Origin of the sequence: Vibrio sp. 1751 (assembly GCF_033339895.1) — a bacterium.
GTDB classification, from domain to species: domain Bacteria; phylum Pseudomonadota; class Gammaproteobacteria; order Enterobacterales; family Vibrionaceae; genus Vibrio; species Vibrio alginolyticus.
Window position 1 is genome coordinate 1 of record NZ_JAWOVM010000080.1, and the last position, 17229, is coordinate 17229.

Here is a 17229-nt window from a genome sequence, read left to right on the forward strand (position 1 = left end):
GTGACTTTCGTCTCACTCCGTGTCGGTGGATGCGCAGTATAGGGAGTTGAGAAATTAGTACAAGCGTTTTTTGCAAATAAAAAACCAATCGGTCACAAATTAGCCAAAAGTGCGATATTTGCATATTTCTTCGTCACATTTGAGACATATCACAGCAATTGGTTGGAAAAACACCAACCATATACGTAAGATTCATGTGTCTATTCTGTTAATGGACAATCGATCTCTTTATCACTATGTGTAGTAATTAAAATGACGTCTAAAAAAAATCTGATTTTATGTGTTGGGCTGGCCATCGTTGGGGGAATCATCTTCTCTCAACTCATCATCCCACCAGCCTTGAGCTTCCTCATTGGTGTTATCGCTACTGCTTTTCTTTTTTCATTTTCTAGCAAAACACCTGTTCTTCAATCTTCGGATCCTGATCCTTCAACTAAAACGCTGTATGTCGGCAACCTTCCTTATAAGGCCAATGAGAGTCATGTTCGCGATTTGTTTGCTGAATATGGACAGGTCTATGCAGTACGTTTAATGAAAGATAAGCGCACTGGAAAAAGAAGAGGGTTTGGTTTTGTCGTGATGGCTGCGGCAGATGCCAAGCCAGCTATCGCTAAACTTAATGAAAAGGAATATATGGAAAGAACGCTAAAAGTTAGAATTGCGAACGATCCTAAACATCCGGATGGTGGTAAACCTGAACAGGATTAAAACCTAGCTTCTTTAAACAAATGTTCAGTGCATCTTCCTGCCAAGGAGTTGCACTGGCATAAATCGACTTACTTCCCTCTTCTGTATCCTCAATTTCATCACTTAATAGCAATGCTTTTACTCGACGTGCAATCGCTGCGCCTGAATCAATTAAAGTAACGTCTCCACCCAAAGCTTGATGAATCTCCTCTTTGATTAAAGGGAAGTGAGTACAACCGAGCACCGCAACATCGACTTTATCGCGAAGGGGAAGCAGGATATTTGTCAGTTCGTCGAGAGAAACGCTGTTGCCTCGCAACTTCTCTTCGGCCATATCTACCAAGCGAGTTGATCCCACCAGCTCAACTGGTTTGCCTTGCGCAAAGTCCCGTATTAACTCGTGAGTATATTGGCGTGTTACTGTCGCCGGAGTGGCGATCAGCCCTACCCCTTTTGATGCTAAAAGCGATGCGGGTTTAATCGCAGGGACAACACCAACAACGGGAATCGATAAGTTTTCGCGTAAGGAAGGAAGCACTATGGTGCTCGCCGTGTTGCAAGCAATGACAACAATGTCGACTTGGTGTTCTTCGACTAATGAAGAGACCAGTCGGTTAACTCGTGAAATGAGTACAGCCTGATCGAGTTCACCATAAGGGTAAGCCTGATTATCGAATAAGTATAAGTAGTCTAGCTGGGGCAATAGGCGATGTATCTCTTGGAATACAGAAAGGCCACCAACACCGGAGTCAAAAACTAGGACTTTTTTCTTACTTGCTACTCGCACGAGCCTTACCTAAAGAACAGAAACGTTGCGATCATACTGCGTAGATTTGTTTTGGCAATGCTTTAGCATGGTATCTTTGATGGCTGAATCTATCTCCAGATTCTACATCTCGCTTCGTCAACTCGATATGTCCTTGAAAAGATGGCGAAGACGTGACCAATGTGTGAAATTCACCATTTTCCCCACAGGGATCAATTTGACTTGGTAATGACTCTATTAGGGCTTTGTCATACCAGCGACCACACCATTCTGGAGGGAGAACTCTTCCGTCGATGGTGATTAACATAGTTTGAATACCACGCTCTATGATTTCCATCGCTAGTTTTTCGCTGCTCTCCCCTAATAGAGGAAAGACGCATTCCCAGCCAACAGGTTCAATATAGCTGCGTCGGTAATCGGCAATGCCATTACAAAACATATCACCAAATGCGACAGCTTCTATGTTCAGACCACTACTTTGTAATGCATTAACGATGGTCGATTGATAAATGTCATTACTTGGAAAGATTTCAGGTAGCTCGATAGTAATTAGCGGAAGCGCAAGTAAGTCTGCTTGCATTTGTACGACTTCAAGCGGAGTTGCTTGGAAAGGGACTTCTTTCCCTACGTAAGTCGTGTACAAACCGACAACTTGATAATTTGGATTCTCGTTAAGGCGCTCAAGCGTTAATGTCGAATCTTTACCGCTGGACCAACTGATCACCACTCGCTTGGGTTTCTTCATTCGATTTTCCACCACAAAATATTAAAAACCGCCCGAAGGCGGTTTGTGCTCATTCACGATTAGAATTCGTAGCCAACGTTGAGATAGTACGCTCGCTCTGCAGCAGGGTAACCTTTTGCCATCTCATACTCTTCATCAAGTAGATTATCGATACGAGCGCTAATAGAGGTCGACTCATTCGGATAGTAAGTCACCGCCGTATCAACCAACGAGTAAGAAGAAAGTGTAATATCTTGTGAAGGCCAAGTGCTGTAATCCACATCTGGACGCTTACCGACGTACTGATAGCTAACCGACCAATCCACTTTATCGAAGCTCACTAAAGCATTCCACTTATACATTTCTTTAGCGCGGCGCTGCAACTGATGCCCTTTATCGTCTTCAGCATCTTTGTAATCTGCACTCAACTGGTGCTGCACAATCCCTGTATCAAACTCAGCAACAAGCTCCACACCTTGGATATGTGTTTCACCATCGACATTCAAATATTTGTATGTGGTTGGATGGTAATCGATAAGATTCGTGATTTTATAGTCATAACCCGTTACGGACCAAAAAACGCCTTGGACATCACCGCTGAATGCTAACTCCCAAGCATCTGACTCTTCCGGCTTCAGATCTTTCTCACCGTATGTTGGGTCATACTGTTGATATAGGTTTGGAGCCTTAAACGCAGTACCAAAAGAAGCTTTAACCCCAAACTCTGGCACAAATTGGTAACCAGCCGCTAAACTGTAAGTGAACTCACTACCGTATTCTTCGTTATCATCAAGGCGAGCACTGCCCTCAAGCATTGCTTTATCAATACTAGTCGTTGCCATACCAAACAGAGCGCCATTGGTACGATCAAACGTTTTATTCGCACTCTTGTCTTTATAAGACTCATTACGCCAATCAATACCACCAGCCAACGTCGTATTGTTGTTTAGCAAGTAACTGTTGGTCCACTGGACATTTTGCTGCTCAAGTTCATCTTTAGTACCTGAGTGTTTGCCTTTTGCTTGCTCATAGTTCCAAGACTTCTGTTTCTGTGCCGTTACTTGTAGTTCTGACATTACATTATCAGACTGATACTTACCGCCCAGAGTGACAGAAAGATCGTCTTTTTCTGCTTCGTAGTAACCGCGACTGCCGTAGCTGCTGTCATATTGATAAACATTTTCGTAAGCACGTAGGTTACCAAATGCAGACCACTGATCATTGAAGTTATGCACGTAACCTAGCAGACCATTCTTTGTATCAAAGCCATGGCGATCACCGTCATTAACTCCCGGTACAGGACGAACGTTATAACCATCATCACTTTCACTACCAAGCGCGATATTTAGCTGGCCGCTCTCTGTGACTTTAATACCAGATGCCACACTCAATTCCTGGTAATCTAAGCTGCCTAAACCCGCACTTAACTTCGTTCCTTCTTCGTCAGCACGCGCAATGGTGATGATATTGATCACGCCACCAATCGCTTCTGAGCCGTAAAGTGACGCACGCGCACCACGCACGTACTCAATACGTTGAACGTAAGTAAGTGGGATTTGGTTAAAGTCCACAGCGCCCTTCGCTGCTCGTGCAAAACGTACGCCATCAACCAGTACTAAAACTTGGTCGGAACTGGTTCCACGAACAAATAAAGACGCTAGCTGACCACGACCACCATTTTGTGAAACTTGAATCCCGGTAAGGCGACGCAATACATCTGGTAGGGTTTTCGCTTGAATGCGATCGATGTCTTGTCGAGTAACTACTTCGACATCTGCCAACGTACGGCTTTCGGCTTGCTCAAAACGGTTTGCCGTAACAACGATGGTTTCGTCAGTGGAGGTTTCTTGGGCCTGTAGATAAGAGACAGGTGAAAGCAGCGATGCCAAAGTGATCGCCAGTGCGGATTTTCTCATTGTATTGTCCTAAATCGCGTAATTCCTTCCGAGCCCTGTCATCATGACAGTCCAGTGCTGTGGCTCAGTTGTTGGCAGGTATTCGGACTCAAGAGCACGGGTGTACCGCCTACTTGCTCGACTTCCCACATAAACTAATGCAGTGTCTGATGAGCGTTCGTTCTCTTTTACCGCTGCGCGTCAGTTCTGGATTCACACCAGATTCCCATTTCAGCCATCTAGATTGCTAGATAGCACCAACTTGAGGCAAATATTATTCAGCTATTGATTATTTGTCCAGCCAATATTGCCCTTAGAAGTTGTAACGTTTTGATTGATTTTGCTTTCTACTCTGCCTGTACGCACTATCTTTAAATCAATTCCAGTACAAAACTGGACATCCTATTGAGATTGAATAAAATCTGCGCTCTTAAATTGAATGCACCATAAAAGGTAAGATCATGGCTACTCTTGATGTAAACCCACAACGCTACCAAGAACAACTGGCTGAAAAAGTCGAACGTCTCACGGATATGTTCGCGCCATACAACATGCCAGAACTGGAAGTGTTTGAATCACCAGAGCAGCACTACCGCATGCGTGCTGAGTTCCGTGTTTGGCATGAAGGCGAAGATCTTTACTACATCATGTTCAACCAAGAAACTCGTGAGAAGTACCGTGTTGACCAATTCCCTGCAGCAAGCCGTCTGATCAACGACCTGATGCCGCTATTGGTTGAAGCGATGAAAGACAACGACTCACTACGTCGTAAACTGTTCCAAGTGGATTTCCTATCGACGCTAAGTGGTGAGATTCTGGTTTCACTCCTTTACCATCGCCAACTTGATGAAGAGTGGATTGAAAACGCGAAAGCCCTTAAACAGCGTTTAAATGATGAAGGCTTTAACCTAAACATCATTGGTCGCGCTCGTAAGATGAAGATTGTCCTAGACCGAGACTACGTTATCGAGAAGCTCGATGTAAATGGTCAAAGCTACATCTACCAACAAGTAGAGAACAGCTTCACTCAGCCGAACGGCAAAGTCGCAGAGAAGATGCTGGAATGGGCGGTCGACTGTACCCAAGAAAGCACTGGCGACCTACTAGAGCTTTACTGTGGTAACGGTAACTTCTCGCTGGCGTTGGCACAGAATTTCGACCGCGTACTGGCAACTGAGCTAGCGAAGCCATCTGTGGTATCTGCACAGTACAACATCGCCGCCAATAAGATTGATAACGTACAAATCTTACGTCTATCGGCAGAGGAATTTACTCAAGCGATCGAAGGTAAGCGTGAATTCCGTCGTCTACAAGATGCAGGTGTGGATCTGAAGAGCTACAACTGCAACACGATTTTTGTCGATCCACCACGTGCTGGGATGGATGTCGATACTTGTAAAATGGTGCAAGGTTACGAGCGCATCATGTACATCTCTTGTAACCCTGAGACTCTAAAAGAGAACTTGGACATTCTATGCGAAACACACAACGTGACGCGTTTTGCTCTGTTTGACCAATTCCCTTATACCCACCACATGGAAGCTGGCGTGCTATTGGAACGTAAAGCTTAGTCCACCAGCTTCAGACAAAAAAAAGCGAGCTCAATGGCTCGCTTTTTTTAATTTGATTCGTTTGCTTATTCCGCAGAAGTCTTCTTGCTGACAAAACCTAGCTTCTTACCAATCCATGCGAGTAAGATCATTGAAACCATGATCGCGAAGAAGTTTGAGCCTGCTTCTGGGTATTGCGCTTTAATAAACGCAGAGTGACCAAACGCACCTACGAAGAAACACGCCAAGCCAACTAATGGGATATCTTCTGATACCGGATTATTTAGGTACTCTTGGTAAAGAGCTTGTACAGCCAGTACGAGTGCAATCAATGGGAAGATTGAAAAAGACACTTCACTCATGGTCAACCATGACAACAAAGCATCACCACACATACCTGCAACCAGTGCCAAAATCAGCGTTTTCTTTTCAGATTTATTTCCATTCGACATTATTCTATCCCGCCTTTTAATCGGTTACGTTCACGTTCTTTGCGATACCAATAGGCCCCTTTGGCTATCATTCGCAATTGCATGATCAATCGCTCGGCGAGTTCATCGCGCTCACGTCGATCTAAATCTAAAGCTTCAGCCCCCGAACTGAAAACCAAAGTCACAGACGCTTCTGCTTGAGTATACGCCTCTTCTCTGGTCACGCCGGTGCTCATTAAATACTCGGTTAATTCTGCCGCAAAATGCTGGATTTCTCGAGCAACAGCGGTACGAAATTCAGCAGAAGTGCCGGAGCGCTCACGCAACAACAAACGAAAAACGTTCGGACTACTTTCAATGAATTCCATAAAGGTTTCGACCGAGGTACGAATTACGCTACCTTCTTTCACAATACGTTGACGCGCCTGACGCATCAGTTGGCGTAGTAGCAAACCGCCTTCATCAACCATGGTTAAGCCTAGCTCATCCATATCTTTGAAGTGGCGGTAAAAAGAAGTCGGTGCAATCCCTGCCTCTCGGGCGACTTCTCGCAAGCTAAGGCTGGAAAAGCTGCGATCCGCACTTAATTGACTAAATGCCGCATCGATCAATGATCGACGTGTCTTCTCTTTTTGCTGTGCGCGGATTCCCATCGATTTCATTCTTAACTTGCTCTTTTTCTGTAGGGTACAAGAGCCTCAATATAACGCAATTTGCTCCTACGGAGAAAGATATGTTGCTTCGCTCGCTCTGAGCGCCGAGAACGTTACTATTGGCATGCATCTAATTGCAATGTTCTCGATGCAATTTATAGACATACAACATACCAAATCACCCTTTTGGTCGATTCTGCGTGATCACTTCCACTCTCTAACAGGCATGACGTGTACCAATAGAGTAAATGAGTTAAAATCGCGCTAAAGCAATGTTAAGCAAATATAACAAGGAAGGCATCATGGCGCATGTTAATCACTATGACGTGATCGTAATCGGTAGTGGCCCTGGCGGAGAAGGGGCTGCAATGGGATTAACCAAAGCGGGACTGAATGTTGCCATTGTCGAGAAAGAAAGCAGTGTCGGTGGCGGTTGTACTCACTGGGGTACTATTCCATCAAAAGCACTGCGTCATGCCGTTAGCCGCATCATCGAATTTAATAGCAACCCGCTATTTTGTCGAAACAACACCAGCGTTCATGCAACATTTTCTGACATTTTAGGTCATGCTAAATCGGTCATTGATAAGCAAACTCGACTTCGTCAGGGCTTTTATGACCGTAACTCATGCACACTTTTGTTCGGAACCGCGCGATTTATCGATAACTACTCAATTGCAGTGATGCAAAGCGACGGTACAGAAGAAATCTATTCTGCGGATAAGTTTGTCATCGCGACGGGTTCTCGCCCGTATCAGCCTGACGACGTAGATTTCTTGCATGAGCGCATCTACGACAGTGATTCCATTTTGAGCCTGAAACACGACCCTCGCCATATCATCATTTACGGTGCGGGCGTTATCGGTTGTGAATACGCTTCTATCTTCCGCGGCCTTGGAGTGAAAACCGACCTTATCAATACCCGCGACCGCTTGTTGGAGTTTTTGGATAACGAAGTGTCAGATGCGCTGTCTTACCACTTCTGGAACAGCGGTGTGGTAATTCGTAATGATGAGACCTATGAAAAAATCGAAGGCACAGAAGATGGCGTGATTATTCACCTACAATCTGGCAAGAAGATGAAGGCAGACTGCTTGTTGTATGCGAATGGTCGAACAGGTAACACCGATAAGTTGAATTTGGGTGCAGTGGGTCTGGAAGCGGACTCTCGCGGACAACTAAAAGTAAACCGTAACTACCAAACCGATATCGAACACATTTATGCTGTAGGCGATGTCATCGGTTACCCTAGCCTTGCAAGCGCCGCTTATGACCAAGGGCGATTTGTCGCACAAGCCATTACGAAAGGTCAGGCAGAAAACTACCTGATTGATGATATTCCAACGGGTATCTACACCATCCCAGAGATTAGCTCTGTGGGTAAAACCGAGCAAGAGCTAACAGCTGCGAAAGTACCGTATGAAGTAGGACGCTCTTCGTTCAAGCATCTAGCTCGTGCACAGATCGCAGGAAAAGACATCGGTAGCTTGAAGATATTGTTCCATCGTGAAACCAAAGAAATTTTAGGGATTCACTGTTTTGGCGAACGTGCCGCGGAAATTATCCACATCGGTCAAGCCATTATGGAGCAAAAAGGCTCAGCGAATACCATCGAGTATTTCGTCAATACCACCTTCAACTATCCAACAATGGCCGAAGCGTATCGTGTCGCTGCGTTGAATGGTTTGAACCGCTTGTTCTAATCTATGCTTCTTGATAGCAGACAGAAAAACAGCAGGCTTGGACCTGCTGTTTTTATATCAACATTGTGCTAGGAAGGTATCCTTGTGCCATTGGTAGAGAAAGATAACCCCTAAACCAATACCCCGCATCAACATAAAGCTCGTCATTGCAAACCACAGCGCGTGATTTTCCCACTCGGCGAATAAGTAAAAGACAACGAAGAAGCTGCTGGTCGCGACAAACATACTATTGCGCATGTCTTTGCCTTTGGTTGCACCGACAAAAATGCCATCCAATAGAAAGCACCACATCGACGCAAGTGGCATCACCACCAGCCAAGGTAGATACACCGCTGCTTGCTGTTGTACCACCTCAATTGAAGTGATCATGGCGATCAACTGCGATCCCGCCAAACCAAAGAGCGCGGTCAGTCCTAAGCAAATAACCAAACTCCAAAAGAAAGTGCCGACAAGCGATGCACTCAATTGTTGCCTATCTTTGGCACCAATCGCCTTCCCGACCATGGCCTCCATTGCGTAAGCAAAGCCATCCATGCCATACGAGATAATCATCAGGAAGCTCATCAGAACCGCATTTGCAGCGACAACCTCATCACCAAAGCTCGCACCTTGGAACGTCATAAAGCTAAAGGCCGCTTGCAGACACAAAGAGCGTAAGAAAATATCACGATTCAATTTCACGAATCGCCCTAAACCGTGTTGAGTGCTGGTTAGCAACTTTTGAGGTGATGGTAATTGCCTCTCTCGCCAGGTTTTCCAGACACACATGAGACCAAAACCCATGCCTGAGTAGTCAGCAATCACGGATGCCAGTGCAGCGCCTTCTACTTTCCACCCCAAACCAATCACAAACAACAAATCGAGGACAATATTCGTCACGTTAGTGATGATCACCATCCACATTGGTGCTTTGGAATTTTGCGTTCCGAGCAGCCACCCCAACAACACAAAGTTCATTAGCGCAGCGGGGGCACTCCACACTCGGATAGAGAAATATTGCATGCCGTAGTGCTTCACTTCAGCACTGGCGTCACTCCAACCAAAGATCAAATCAGCAATCGGGTTATGGGCAATAAGGAAGACTAACGCAAACAGCAGCGCCATAAGTGAGCCTTGCATGAACACTAAGGCAAGTTGCTTTCGGTCTTCACCGCCATAGGACTGCGCCGCCAACCCAGTAGTCGACATACGCAAAAAACCAAGCAGCCAAAATGTCACGCTGATCATGGTACTGCCCAACGCAACACCGCCCAAATACCAAGCGTGGTCTAGATGACCAATCACCGCAGCATCGACCAAACCGAGCAATGGAACAGTAATATTCGACAGCACCATAGGTATCGCTAAAGCTAAGACTTGGCGATGAACTTTTGGGTTAGATAAAGGAGAGAAGATTGAATTTGTCACAGGCACCTCATCAGTAAGATCGACGAGTGTACCTGAGCGCTTAACGACTAGCCAATTACCACTTGATATGAACGAGTACTGGCGTGAGGCGATGCTTCAACATTGGAATCTTATTAAGCCAACGCTGCCAAGCTTTCCAACGAGAACAGAATCTATCGAATGGCGAGAAAGCTTTCACCCACTGTGCCCATGGTAACCATTGCAATATCTGTGCTGCAGGCGCTTCAAAGCCATGAGCATAACGATCAGAGCCAAGCTTTTGTCCCCACTTGGTTTCCGTTAAATCTCCTGCCAGCACCATACACAGTTCAGCAGAAACAAAATGTCGACCTAAGGTTTGAATAAATTTCGCGACTTGACGCTCTGTGCAATCGAGCAGTGCCATTTCACATAAAATGAGTACCGGTGCTTGCTCTGGAATGGCTAACGTCTCTAGCCACGACATTTCATCCACACTGCCACAGCGATGTTCATAACGTTCATTTTTGTGGAACAAACGCTGACGCCATACCAAATTTTCCGTCACATCCAGCTCTATCCAATGGCAGCGTCCATTATCCAAACGATAAAAGCGGGTATCCAACCCCGCTCCGACATTGATTATCCAAGCATCGGGATACTGCTGTAAGAAGTGACTAACCTGCTGGTCACAAAGCTGAGTCAGCGTCACGTGCAGCAATTGCTTCTGCGCAATATCACCACTCAAACAATCCGGCGCCATCTTACAGCTCAAACACGCTTTAGCAGCTATCGGATCGTACACCAAGCCATTGTCGACCATGCTTTCACGGCTACGCAATAACAGTGGCTTTAATAAATGGTTAGGAACTTGATGTTTAGACTGAGACATGGGCATTTCCTGCGCCAGAGAGAAAACATAGACATTAATAAAGATGATAATGAATATCAATTACATTATCAAGCTTATAAATTGGTCAAAACAAACAAGGTCAAGATGATGAGCAAGCTTTTGGAGGAAGTAGAAAAAGAGAAAAGACAAAACAGCCCAGATGAACTGGGCTGCTTAAACACACTTACATCCAATCGGTATTGCGAATAATACCAACGGCTAAGCCTTCAATCGTAAGGTGCTGAGACGTTAAGTCCACTTGAATTGGGGCAAACTCTTCATTCTCAGCATGCAGTAATATGGTTGAACCTTTGCGCTCCAAACGCTTCACAGTCACATCATCATCAACACGCGCAACGACAACTTGACCGTCTCTCACGTCTTGGGTTTTATGCACCGCGAGCAGATCGCCATCCATAATCCCGATGTCTTTCATACTCTCGCCATTTACACGAAGTAAGAAATCCGCTTGCGGTTTGAACATCGCAGGATCGACTTGGTAGTGCGCCTCTACGTGCTCTTGAGCCAAGATTGGCTCACCCGCTGCGACTTGACCAATCAAAGGCAAACCCTGCTCATCATTGGCTGCGTCTTCAAGCAGGATACGAATCCCACGAGAAGCGCCTGGAATAATTTCAATTGCTTGCTTACGAGCAAGCGCTTTTAGGTGTTCCTCTGCGGCATTCGCAGAGCGGAAGCCAAGCTCACGCGCAATCTCTGCACGAGTTGGTGGCATTCCGGTGTCGTCGATTTTACTTTTAATCAAATCGAAGACTTGTTGTTGGCGTGGCGTTAACGGCTTCATGTCTCACCTGTCTTTTTATACAGTTAACTGTGAGTATATCCAGTAAATGCTCAAATGAAAACCCAATTGGTTGTTTTTTAATTTATTTGTGGGGAGCTTTCAGCTTACCAATTAAGTTCATTCTTTATTCGTTTAAAACACCGACTTTTCAGTTAATCAAGTCAAAGCAATAACTTAGGGATTCGACTAATTTACAGCCAATAAAATTAAAAGGTTTGACCAGTTTCTGGTATCCTTGCAGCGCTTAAATTTTATCGCCTAGGCTTATTTCTATTGCCGTACTCATCTCTTTTTATAGAGAAGACATGCAAAGCGGAAACTGAAATAAGGTTAGGCCTGTTTGAATACCTATTGAGGCTGTGAACTTTATGTCTTCTGGACAATCATTTTCACGTTCATTACTAAAACTACCTTTATCGGTACTGGTAAAGGGCACCACAATCCCGTCGAATCCGATTGAAGATCTGAACATCGACCTAACTAAACCGATTGTATATGCCCTGCCGTTCCGCTCGAACGTGGATTTGCTGACACTGCAAAAACAAGCCATGAGCCTTGGTCTACCCGACCCGCTCAGCCCGCTGGAAATCAATGGCAAAACGCTGAACCGTTTCGTCTTTATCGCTGCGCGTCCAACTGTGATGAACAACGATAATGATGTCCCAACCGATTCTGTCTCTCTGTTCACTGACTTACTGGAACTGCACAAGCTGGATAGTGAGTTGGATGTTCAAATGATCCCTGCAACCGTGCTTTGGGGTCGTAAGCCAGGTAAAGAAGAGAACCAAAAGCCTTACCTTCAACCGATGAATGGTCCGCAAAAAGCCAAAGCGGTAATGGCGGCGGGACGCGACTGCTTAGTTCGCTTTAGTCCCGTGGTATCTCTGCGTTATATGGCAGACTCCCACGGTACCGACAGCGCAATTGCGCACAAACTGGCTCGCGTGGCGCGTATCCACTTCTCACGCCAGAAACTGGCTGCTTCAGGCCCAAACCTGCCACAACGCCAAGTGTTGTTTGCTCGTTTACTAAAGTCTCCAGCTATTGAACTGGCGATTGCTGACGAAGCCAAGAGCAAAAACATCTCGATTGATAAGGCACGTAAAGAAGCCCACGACATCATGGATGAAATCGCTGCCGACTTCTCCTATAGTCTGGTGAAAAACGGCGACCGCATCCTGAGTTGGTTATGGACAAAACTATACCAAGGTTTGCACATCAATAACGCCTCGACTGTGCGTCGTTTAGCGCAAGACGGCCACGAAATTGTGTACGTTCCTTGTCACCGTAGTCACATGGACTACCTGCTTTTGTCTTATGTTTTATACCATGAAGGAATGGTACCTCCGCACATTGCGGCAGGCATTAACTTGAACTTCTTCCCGGCCGGTCCTCTTTTCCGTCGTGGTGGGGCGTTCTTTATTCGTCGTAGTTTTAAAGGCAACAAACTGTACTCAACCATTTTCCGTGAGTATCTAGCTGAGCTGTTTGCCAAAGGCTATTCAGTCGAGTACTTCAGTGAGGGTGGTCGTTCACGTACAGGTCGCTTACTGCAAGCGAAAACGGGTATGCTGGCTATGACCATCCAAGCAATGCTACGTGGTCTAAACCGCCCAGTAACACTAGTGCCGGTCTACATCGGTTACGAGCACGTAATGGAAGTAGGCACTTACGCGAAAGAGCTGCGTGGCAAACGCAAAGAGAAAGAAAACGCAGGGCTTGTACTGCGTACTCTGCGTAAACTGCGTAACTTTGGTTTGGGCTATGTGAACTTCGGTGAGCCAATTCAGCTCAACCAATACTTGAACGAGCATGCTCCTGAGTGGACGAAAGACATCGACAGCATGGGTGGTAACAAACCACAATGGATGAATCCTGTGGTCAACGACCTTGCTAATAAGATGATGACGCACATCAATGATGCGGCGGCAGCAAACGCGTTGACCTTGTGTGCAACCGCACTGCTTGCTTCTCGTCAACGTGCACTTTCTCGTGACTCGCTGATCAATCAGATCGAGTGTTACTTAAAGCTACTCAAAAATAATCCGTACTCAAGCACCTCCACTATCCCTACCGAAAGTGCTGAGGAGTTGGTTGATCATGCAATTTCGCTTGATAAGTTCGTGATTGAAACCGATAGCATGGGTGACATCATTTCGCTGGACCGTAGCCAATCGATCCTGATGACTTACTATCGCAACAACATCATTCACTTGTTCGCTCTGCCGTCATTAATTGCCCAAATGCTCATTCGTCAGCGCAACCTTTCGGTAGCCAAGATTCAAGCTAATGTCGCGCAAATCTACCCATTCTTGAAGAAAGAGCTGTTCTTAAGTTACCAAGAAGACGAGTTGGATGAATTGGTCGTTAAAACACTGCATGAATTTGCCGATCAGAAAATGATTAGTCTTGATGGTGATAAGCTGGAAATCAATCAATCGAACAACCAGCCTTTGGTTCTGCTAGGTCGTACGATAACTGAAACGCTGCAACGCTACTCTATCGCGATGAACTTGCTTGTTGCTTACCCTGAGCTGGGTAAATCGGACCTAGAGCAGAAGAGCCAAGATATTGCTCAGCGCCTAGGGCGTTTGCACGGTATTAATGCGCCAGAATTCTTCGATAAAGGTGTGTTTACCGCCATGTTCAATACGCTCAAACAGCAAAAATACCTCGATAACGATGGTAACTGTGACACGAAGAAAACGCAGCAATTTGCACGACTACTGTTCACTCTGCTTTATCCAGAAGTGAAACTGACGATCGAAGAGAGTATTCACCAACTTCGGTCGTAACCGTTTTACCTTCTTCCAATAAGAAAAAAGGCATCCAATCGGATGCCTTTTTCTATTTCTTCGCTTACCAAAATGCGACCAGTAACCCTATCGCTATCACCATGCCAACATAATTGTTGTTAAGGAAAGCCTTAAAGCACAACTCACGCTCACGGTGACGAATTAAGTGCTGCTGATAAACAAACAACGACGCTGCAATCAAAAGGGTCCAGTAGTAACTTTGTCCCAATTGGTAGAACAGCCCTAACCAAACCAACATCGCGAGTGTAATCAGTTGCAACACACCAATAATAAGCTTGTCATGACGACCAAACAGAATTGCCGTCGATTTAATGCCAATCTTTAGATCATCATCTCGGTCTACCATCGCATATTGAGTGTCGTACGCAATGGTCCACAAAGCGTTAATGAGGAACAAAAACCAAACAATCAATGGTAATTCCCCAGTTTGTGCAGCCCACGCCATTGGAATCGCCCAGCTAAAAGCCAAGCCTAAAAATAGCTGTGGAATATGAGTGTAACGCTTCATAAATGGATAGATGAACGCCAACACAATGCCAGCGAAGGATAGCTGAATCGTCAGCGGGTTCATGGTCAGCACTAACAAAAACGAGCTGATACCCAAAACCAAAAATAATCCAATCGCTTCTTTTGCTGTCACTTTCCCTGATGGCAGTGGACGTTGCTTAGTACGCTTTACATGGCCGTCGACTTTGCGATCTGCAAAATCATTAATCACGCACCCCGCACTACGCATTAGGAATACCCCCAATACAAATACGATGAATACATCCCAACTTGGCATCCCTTGGGCTGAGATAATTAGCGCCCAAATCGTTGGCCACATCAGTAACAGTGAACCAATCGGGCGATCCATGCGCATCAGTTGCCAATATGCTTTGGCTTTTTCTGCGGACATTTACACTGTCTCCTTAGCGTAAACTGGTGAATTAGATAAGAATAACTCGGCGACTAGCATCGGTTTGTGATTCATCCACAACCTTGAGCGTCGCGCTAACAAACGTCCTTCTGGTACGGCTACCCATCCCATTTGCAAAGAGTCCCGCTCAACGTTATCTGCGCTGAACACAGTTAGTCCTAATGGGATATCCCCTTGTTGAGCCAAATCATACTGCTGATCAACTAAGGTTGAGCGAGGAATCAATGTCCGCCCAATAACCCAGTTATTATTGTCACCGCACAAAATTACCTCTCTCAGTAAGCAATCTTGTTCGGACAATAACTGGCTTTCGTCCTGTTTTAATGTCGCTGCAGTGACGATCTGATTTTGTAGCAATTCTACCGTTAACGCTTGGCAGTGCTGTTTTAAACGACGTGACAAAGACCCTTGCTCTTCAAGCCAGTGCTTGGCAAATTCATTTGGAAATTCGAATTCTTCGGGGTTTTGCCACTCTACTTCCAATAAAGAAGCAAGATAGAGTGATGTTGGCTGATTCATACTAGTATTCAATTGGAGGCTTTATGCGTACAATAAAGCAACAACTTACCGTCCATAGTAATGTATGTAACCGTAAGTTCCGTTATTTGTTATAGACGGCCCATTGTATCAAGACTGAAGCGATTCGAATATCGCGATCCAGAGAAAGAAAAGTTAGAAATATGTACAAACGTTATATAGCCCAAATTATTTTTGCGTTAACCATACTATTCGCCGCACCAAGTTGGGCTGAAACGGAAGAAGCTGGACCTAAGTTGGCATACTTTACCCTAGAGCCTGACCTCACTACTAACTTTTACACCAAAGGCAAAAAGTTAGGTTATGTGCAAGTGCGCATCGACATCATGGTAATGAGTCAACAAGATTTATCAGTTGTTGAGCATCACCAACCTTTGATTCGCGATGCAGTGATTGAATTATTGGGTAAGCAAACAGAAGATACGATTAAGTCCCTGTCTGGCCGAGAAGATCTGCGCAAAACCTTAGTGACGACCCTCAACGAAACGCTTTTGCCTGAAACAGGTAAAACCATCATTGCCGATTTGTTGTTTACAAAATACCTTTATCAATAAACCCAAATCCGTTTTGAACATAAAAAAGACCGCTCTTGAGCGGTCTTTTCATTTCATCTGCTTTAGGCTTGCTGTTGGTATTTCATCTTGCCTGAATCAAACAGCGCAATCGCCATCCCCGACAGTAGCCCAACTAAGTGAGCGGTGTTTGCAATCGCCATAAATGGCTGCACAAAACCAAGAACTAACCATACCAACATAAAGACGATGATTGGCTTGGGTAGCGTAAGGCCTAAATGTGGCAAGCGGTAACCCAATATCCACAAATAACCAAGCAGTGCATAGACCACGCCAGACAAGCCGCCGAAGTTAGCCCCTTCAACATAGAACTGGCCTGCCCCTGAAAACGCTGCCGACACCACAAAGAGTTGCAATAGCTTACCGGAACCGAGACGACGTTCGATGTCGCCACCCAACTGCCACCACCATAGTAAGTTAAACACGATGTGAGTTACTGAAAAGTGCAGTAACGCATGACTTAGCCATCGCCACACTTGCCATTGTTGCCCCTCAAAAGCCGGGAAGTGCAACAACTTAAACACGCCATTGCCAAAGCCAAACATTTGTAACAAGTAGATGATGATACAGACTGTCATGATCAGCAAAGTCATGGGGCCAGCTTTCGCTTTGACCATGCTCATGATACTCGGGCTGGAATAATGAAATGTGCTCTTACGAGTATCGGCAACGTCCCACGAGGCGGCGCTGTATTTTGAATCAGACGGGTTAGCAAGGAACAGCTTAAGTTCGGCTTCCGCTTCTATTTCATGCTGGCTATCAGTCAGCCACAGCGCAAATTGCCCATCCCCTTCTGGCATCATTTCGATGTCAATTTGGCGAGAGGCCATATAATCAATAAAGGCTTGCGCCATACGTGGATTATTTAACGTTACCAATCTCTTCATTAACTTCTCACTATCGGTAGTTCTGCT

At 45.4% G+C, this 17229-nt stretch carries 16 protein-coding genes and 1 riboswitch; of the genes, 5 read left to right on the plus strand and 11 right to left on the minus strand.

Going from position 1 to position 17229, the window contains the following annotated elements; translation table 11 throughout:
- Positions 1-252 precede the first annotated feature (252 nt).
- The gene (locus tag R7041_RS18995; protein ID WP_064368848.1) at positions 253-708 is read left to right on the plus strand and encodes an RNA-binding protein; all 456 of its coding nucleotides are present in this window, start codon (positions 253-255) and stop codon (positions 706-708) included.
- Here R7041_RS18995 and murI read toward each other — a convergent pair.
- Genes murI through btuB form a run of 3 tightly spaced genes read right to left on the minus strand, consistent with a single transcriptional unit; the run spans position 671 to position 4093 of the window.
- Entirely contained in the window at positions 671-1474 is an 804-nt protein-coding gene (murI, locus tag R7041_RS19000) for a glutamate racemase (RefSeq protein WP_053307423.1), read from the minus strand. The two genes, R7041_RS18995 and murI, sit on opposite strands and share 38 nt — an antisense overlap.
- 31 nt (positions 1475-1505) lie before the next feature.
- Entirely contained in the window at positions 1506-2198 is a 693-nt protein-coding gene (locus R7041_RS19005) for an ATPase (protein WP_005378675.1), read from the minus strand.
- A 59-nt stretch (positions 2199-2257) separates the two neighbouring features.
- Positions 2258-4093, minus strand: coding sequence for a TonB-dependent vitamin B12 receptor (gene btuB / locus R7041_RS19010; protein ID WP_033907262.1), 1836 nt, complete (start codon positions 4091-4093; stop codon positions 2258-2260).
- 55 nt (positions 4094-4148) lie between these two features.
- Positions 4149-4349, minus strand: a riboswitch (cobalamin riboswitch).
- A gap of 184 nt (positions 4350-4533) precedes the next feature.
- On the opposite strand from btuB, the gene trmA reads away from it, so the two are divergent.
- The gene (gene trmA, locus R7041_RS19015; RefSeq protein WP_033907263.1) at positions 4534-5643 is read left to right on the plus strand and encodes a tRNA (uridine(54)-C5)-methyltransferase TrmA; all 1110 of its coding nucleotides are present in this window, start codon (positions 4534-4536) and stop codon (positions 5641-5643) included.
- A gap of 65 nt (positions 5644-5708) precedes the next feature.
- On the opposite strand, the gene R7041_RS19020 is transcribed toward trmA, so the two are convergent.
- Both R7041_RS19020 and fabR read right to left on the minus strand, forming a co-directional pair.
- Positions 5709-6074, minus strand: coding sequence for a YijD family membrane protein (locus tag R7041_RS19020; RefSeq protein WP_005378634.1), 366 nt, complete (start codon positions 6072-6074; stop codon positions 5709-5711).
- On the minus strand, positions 6074-6715 hold the full coding sequence (gene fabR, locus R7041_RS19025) for an HTH-type transcriptional repressor FabR (RefSeq protein ID WP_005378632.1): 642 nt from the start codon (positions 6713-6715) through the stop codon (positions 6074-6076). The genes R7041_RS19020 and fabR overlap by 1 nt, the downstream gene beginning before the upstream one ends.
- A gap of 263 nt (positions 6716-6978) precedes the next feature.
- Here fabR and sthA point away from each other — a divergent pair, with 263 nt between their 5' ends.
- A complete protein-coding gene (sthA, locus tag R7041_RS19030) occupies positions 6979-8409 on the plus strand; it encodes a Si-specific NAD(P)(+) transhydrogenase (protein WP_132937312.1) in 1431 nt (476 codons plus the stop codon).
- 57 nt (positions 8410-8466) lie between these two features.
- On the opposite strand, the gene dinF is transcribed toward sthA, so the two are convergent.
- From dinF to lexA, 3 genes are all read right to left on the minus strand, one after another.
- Positions 8467-9816, minus strand: coding sequence for an MATE family efflux transporter DinF (gene dinF, locus R7041_RS19035; RefSeq protein ID WP_054579651.1), 1350 nt, complete (start codon positions 9814-9816; stop codon positions 8467-8469).
- Positions 9817-9871: 55 nt separating this feature from the next.
- Positions 9872-10666: a class I SAM-dependent methyltransferase gene (locus R7041_RS19040; RefSeq protein ID WP_005378679.1), complete on the minus strand. Its 795-nt coding sequence runs from the start codon at positions 10664-10666 to the stop codon at positions 9872-9874.
- A gap of 184 nt (positions 10667-10850) precedes the next feature.
- The gene (lexA, locus tag R7041_RS19045) at positions 10851-11471 is read right to left on the minus strand and encodes a transcriptional repressor LexA (protein WP_005378682.1); all 621 of its coding nucleotides are present in this window, start codon (positions 11469-11471) and stop codon (positions 10851-10853) included.
- A 368-nt stretch (positions 11472-11839) separates the two neighbouring features.
- On the opposite strand from lexA, the gene plsB reads away from it, so the two are divergent.
- Positions 11840-14266, plus strand: a complete 2427-nt coding sequence (gene plsB / locus R7041_RS19050) for a glycerol-3-phosphate 1-O-acyltransferase PlsB (RefSeq protein WP_053307422.1) — start codon at positions 11840-11842, stop codon at positions 14264-14266.
- A gap of 64 nt (positions 14267-14330) precedes the next feature.
- On the opposite strand, the gene ubiA is transcribed toward plsB, so the two are convergent.
- Together ubiA and R7041_RS19060 are read right to left on the minus strand one after the other, a co-directional pair.
- Positions 14331-15185, minus strand: coding sequence for a 4-hydroxybenzoate octaprenyltransferase (ubiA, locus tag R7041_RS19055; RefSeq protein WP_025768169.1), 855 nt, complete (start codon positions 15183-15185; stop codon positions 14331-14333).
- Positions 15186-15725 (minus strand): chorismate lyase, encoded by a 540-nt coding sequence (locus R7041_RS19060; RefSeq protein WP_005378686.1) that lies wholly within the window; start codon positions 15723-15725, stop codon positions 15186-15188.
- 161 nt (positions 15726-15886) lie between these two features.
- On the opposite strand from R7041_RS19060, the gene R7041_RS19065 reads away from it, so the two are divergent.
- Positions 15887-16297 carry a flagellar basal body-associated protein FliL gene (locus R7041_RS19065; protein WP_005378687.1) on the plus strand — a complete coding sequence of 137 codons (411 nt, stop codon included), beginning with the start codon at positions 15887-15889 and terminating at the stop codon, positions 16295-16297.
- A gap of 62 nt (positions 16298-16359) precedes the next feature.
- Here R7041_RS19065 and glpG read toward each other — a convergent pair whose 3' ends face one another.
- Positions 16360-17202, minus strand: a complete 843-nt coding sequence (gene glpG, locus R7041_RS19070) for a rhomboid family intramembrane serine protease GlpG (protein WP_025768168.1) — start codon at positions 17200-17202, stop codon at positions 16360-16362.
- Positions 17203-17229 lie beyond the last annotated feature (27 nt).

Excerpts from the sequence above, each read along its gene's own strand:
- R7041_RS18995 (WP_064368848.1), top strand. The coding sequence starts at position 253 with ATGACGTCTAAAAAAAATCTGATTTTATGTGTTGGGCTGGCCATCGTT.
- R7041_RS19005 (WP_005378675.1), bottom strand. The coding sequence starts at position 2,198 with ATGAAGAAACCCAAGCGAGTGGTGATCAGTTGGTCCAGCGGTAAAGAT.
- btuB (WP_033907262.1), bottom strand. The coding sequence starts at position 4,093 with ATGAGAAAATCCGCACTGGCGATCACTTTGGCATCGCTGCTTTCACCT.
- trmA (WP_033907263.1), top strand. The coding sequence starts at position 4,534 with ATGGCTACTCTTGATGTAAACCCACAACGCTACCAAGAACAACTGGCT.
- R7041_RS19020 (WP_005378634.1), bottom strand. The coding sequence starts at position 6,074 with ATGTCGAATGGAAATAAATCTGAAAAGAAAACGCTGATTTTGGCACTG.
- fabR (WP_005378632.1), bottom strand. The coding sequence starts at position 6,715 with ATGAAATCGATGGGAATCCGCGCACAGCAAAAAGAGAAGACACGTCGA.
- sthA (WP_132937312.1), top strand. The coding sequence starts at position 6,979 with ATGTTAAGCAAATATAACAAGGAAGGCATCATGGCGCATGTTAATCAC.
- R7041_RS19040 (WP_005378679.1), bottom strand. The coding sequence starts at position 10,666 with ATGTCTCAGTCTAAACATCAAGTTCCTAACCATTTATTAAAGCCACTG.
- lexA (WP_005378682.1), bottom strand. The coding sequence starts at position 11,471 with ATGAAGCCGTTAACGCCACGCCAACAACAAGTCTTCGATTTGATTAAA.
- plsB (WP_053307422.1), top strand. The coding sequence starts at position 11,840 with ATGTCTTCTGGACAATCATTTTCACGTTCATTACTAAAACTACCTTTA.
- ubiA (WP_025768169.1), bottom strand. The coding sequence starts at position 15,185 with ATGTCCGCAGAAAAAGCCAAAGCATATTGGCAACTGATGCGCATGGAT.
- R7041_RS19060 (WP_005378686.1), bottom strand. The coding sequence starts at position 15,725 with ATGAATCAGCCAACATCACTCTATCTTGCTTCTTTATTGGAAGTAGAG.
- R7041_RS19065 (WP_005378687.1), top strand. The coding sequence starts at position 15,887 with ATGTACAAACGTTATATAGCCCAAATTATTTTTGCGTTAACCATACTA.
- glpG (WP_025768168.1), bottom strand. The coding sequence starts at position 17,202 with ATGAAGAGATTGGTAACGTTAAATAATCCACGTATGGCGCAAGCCTTT.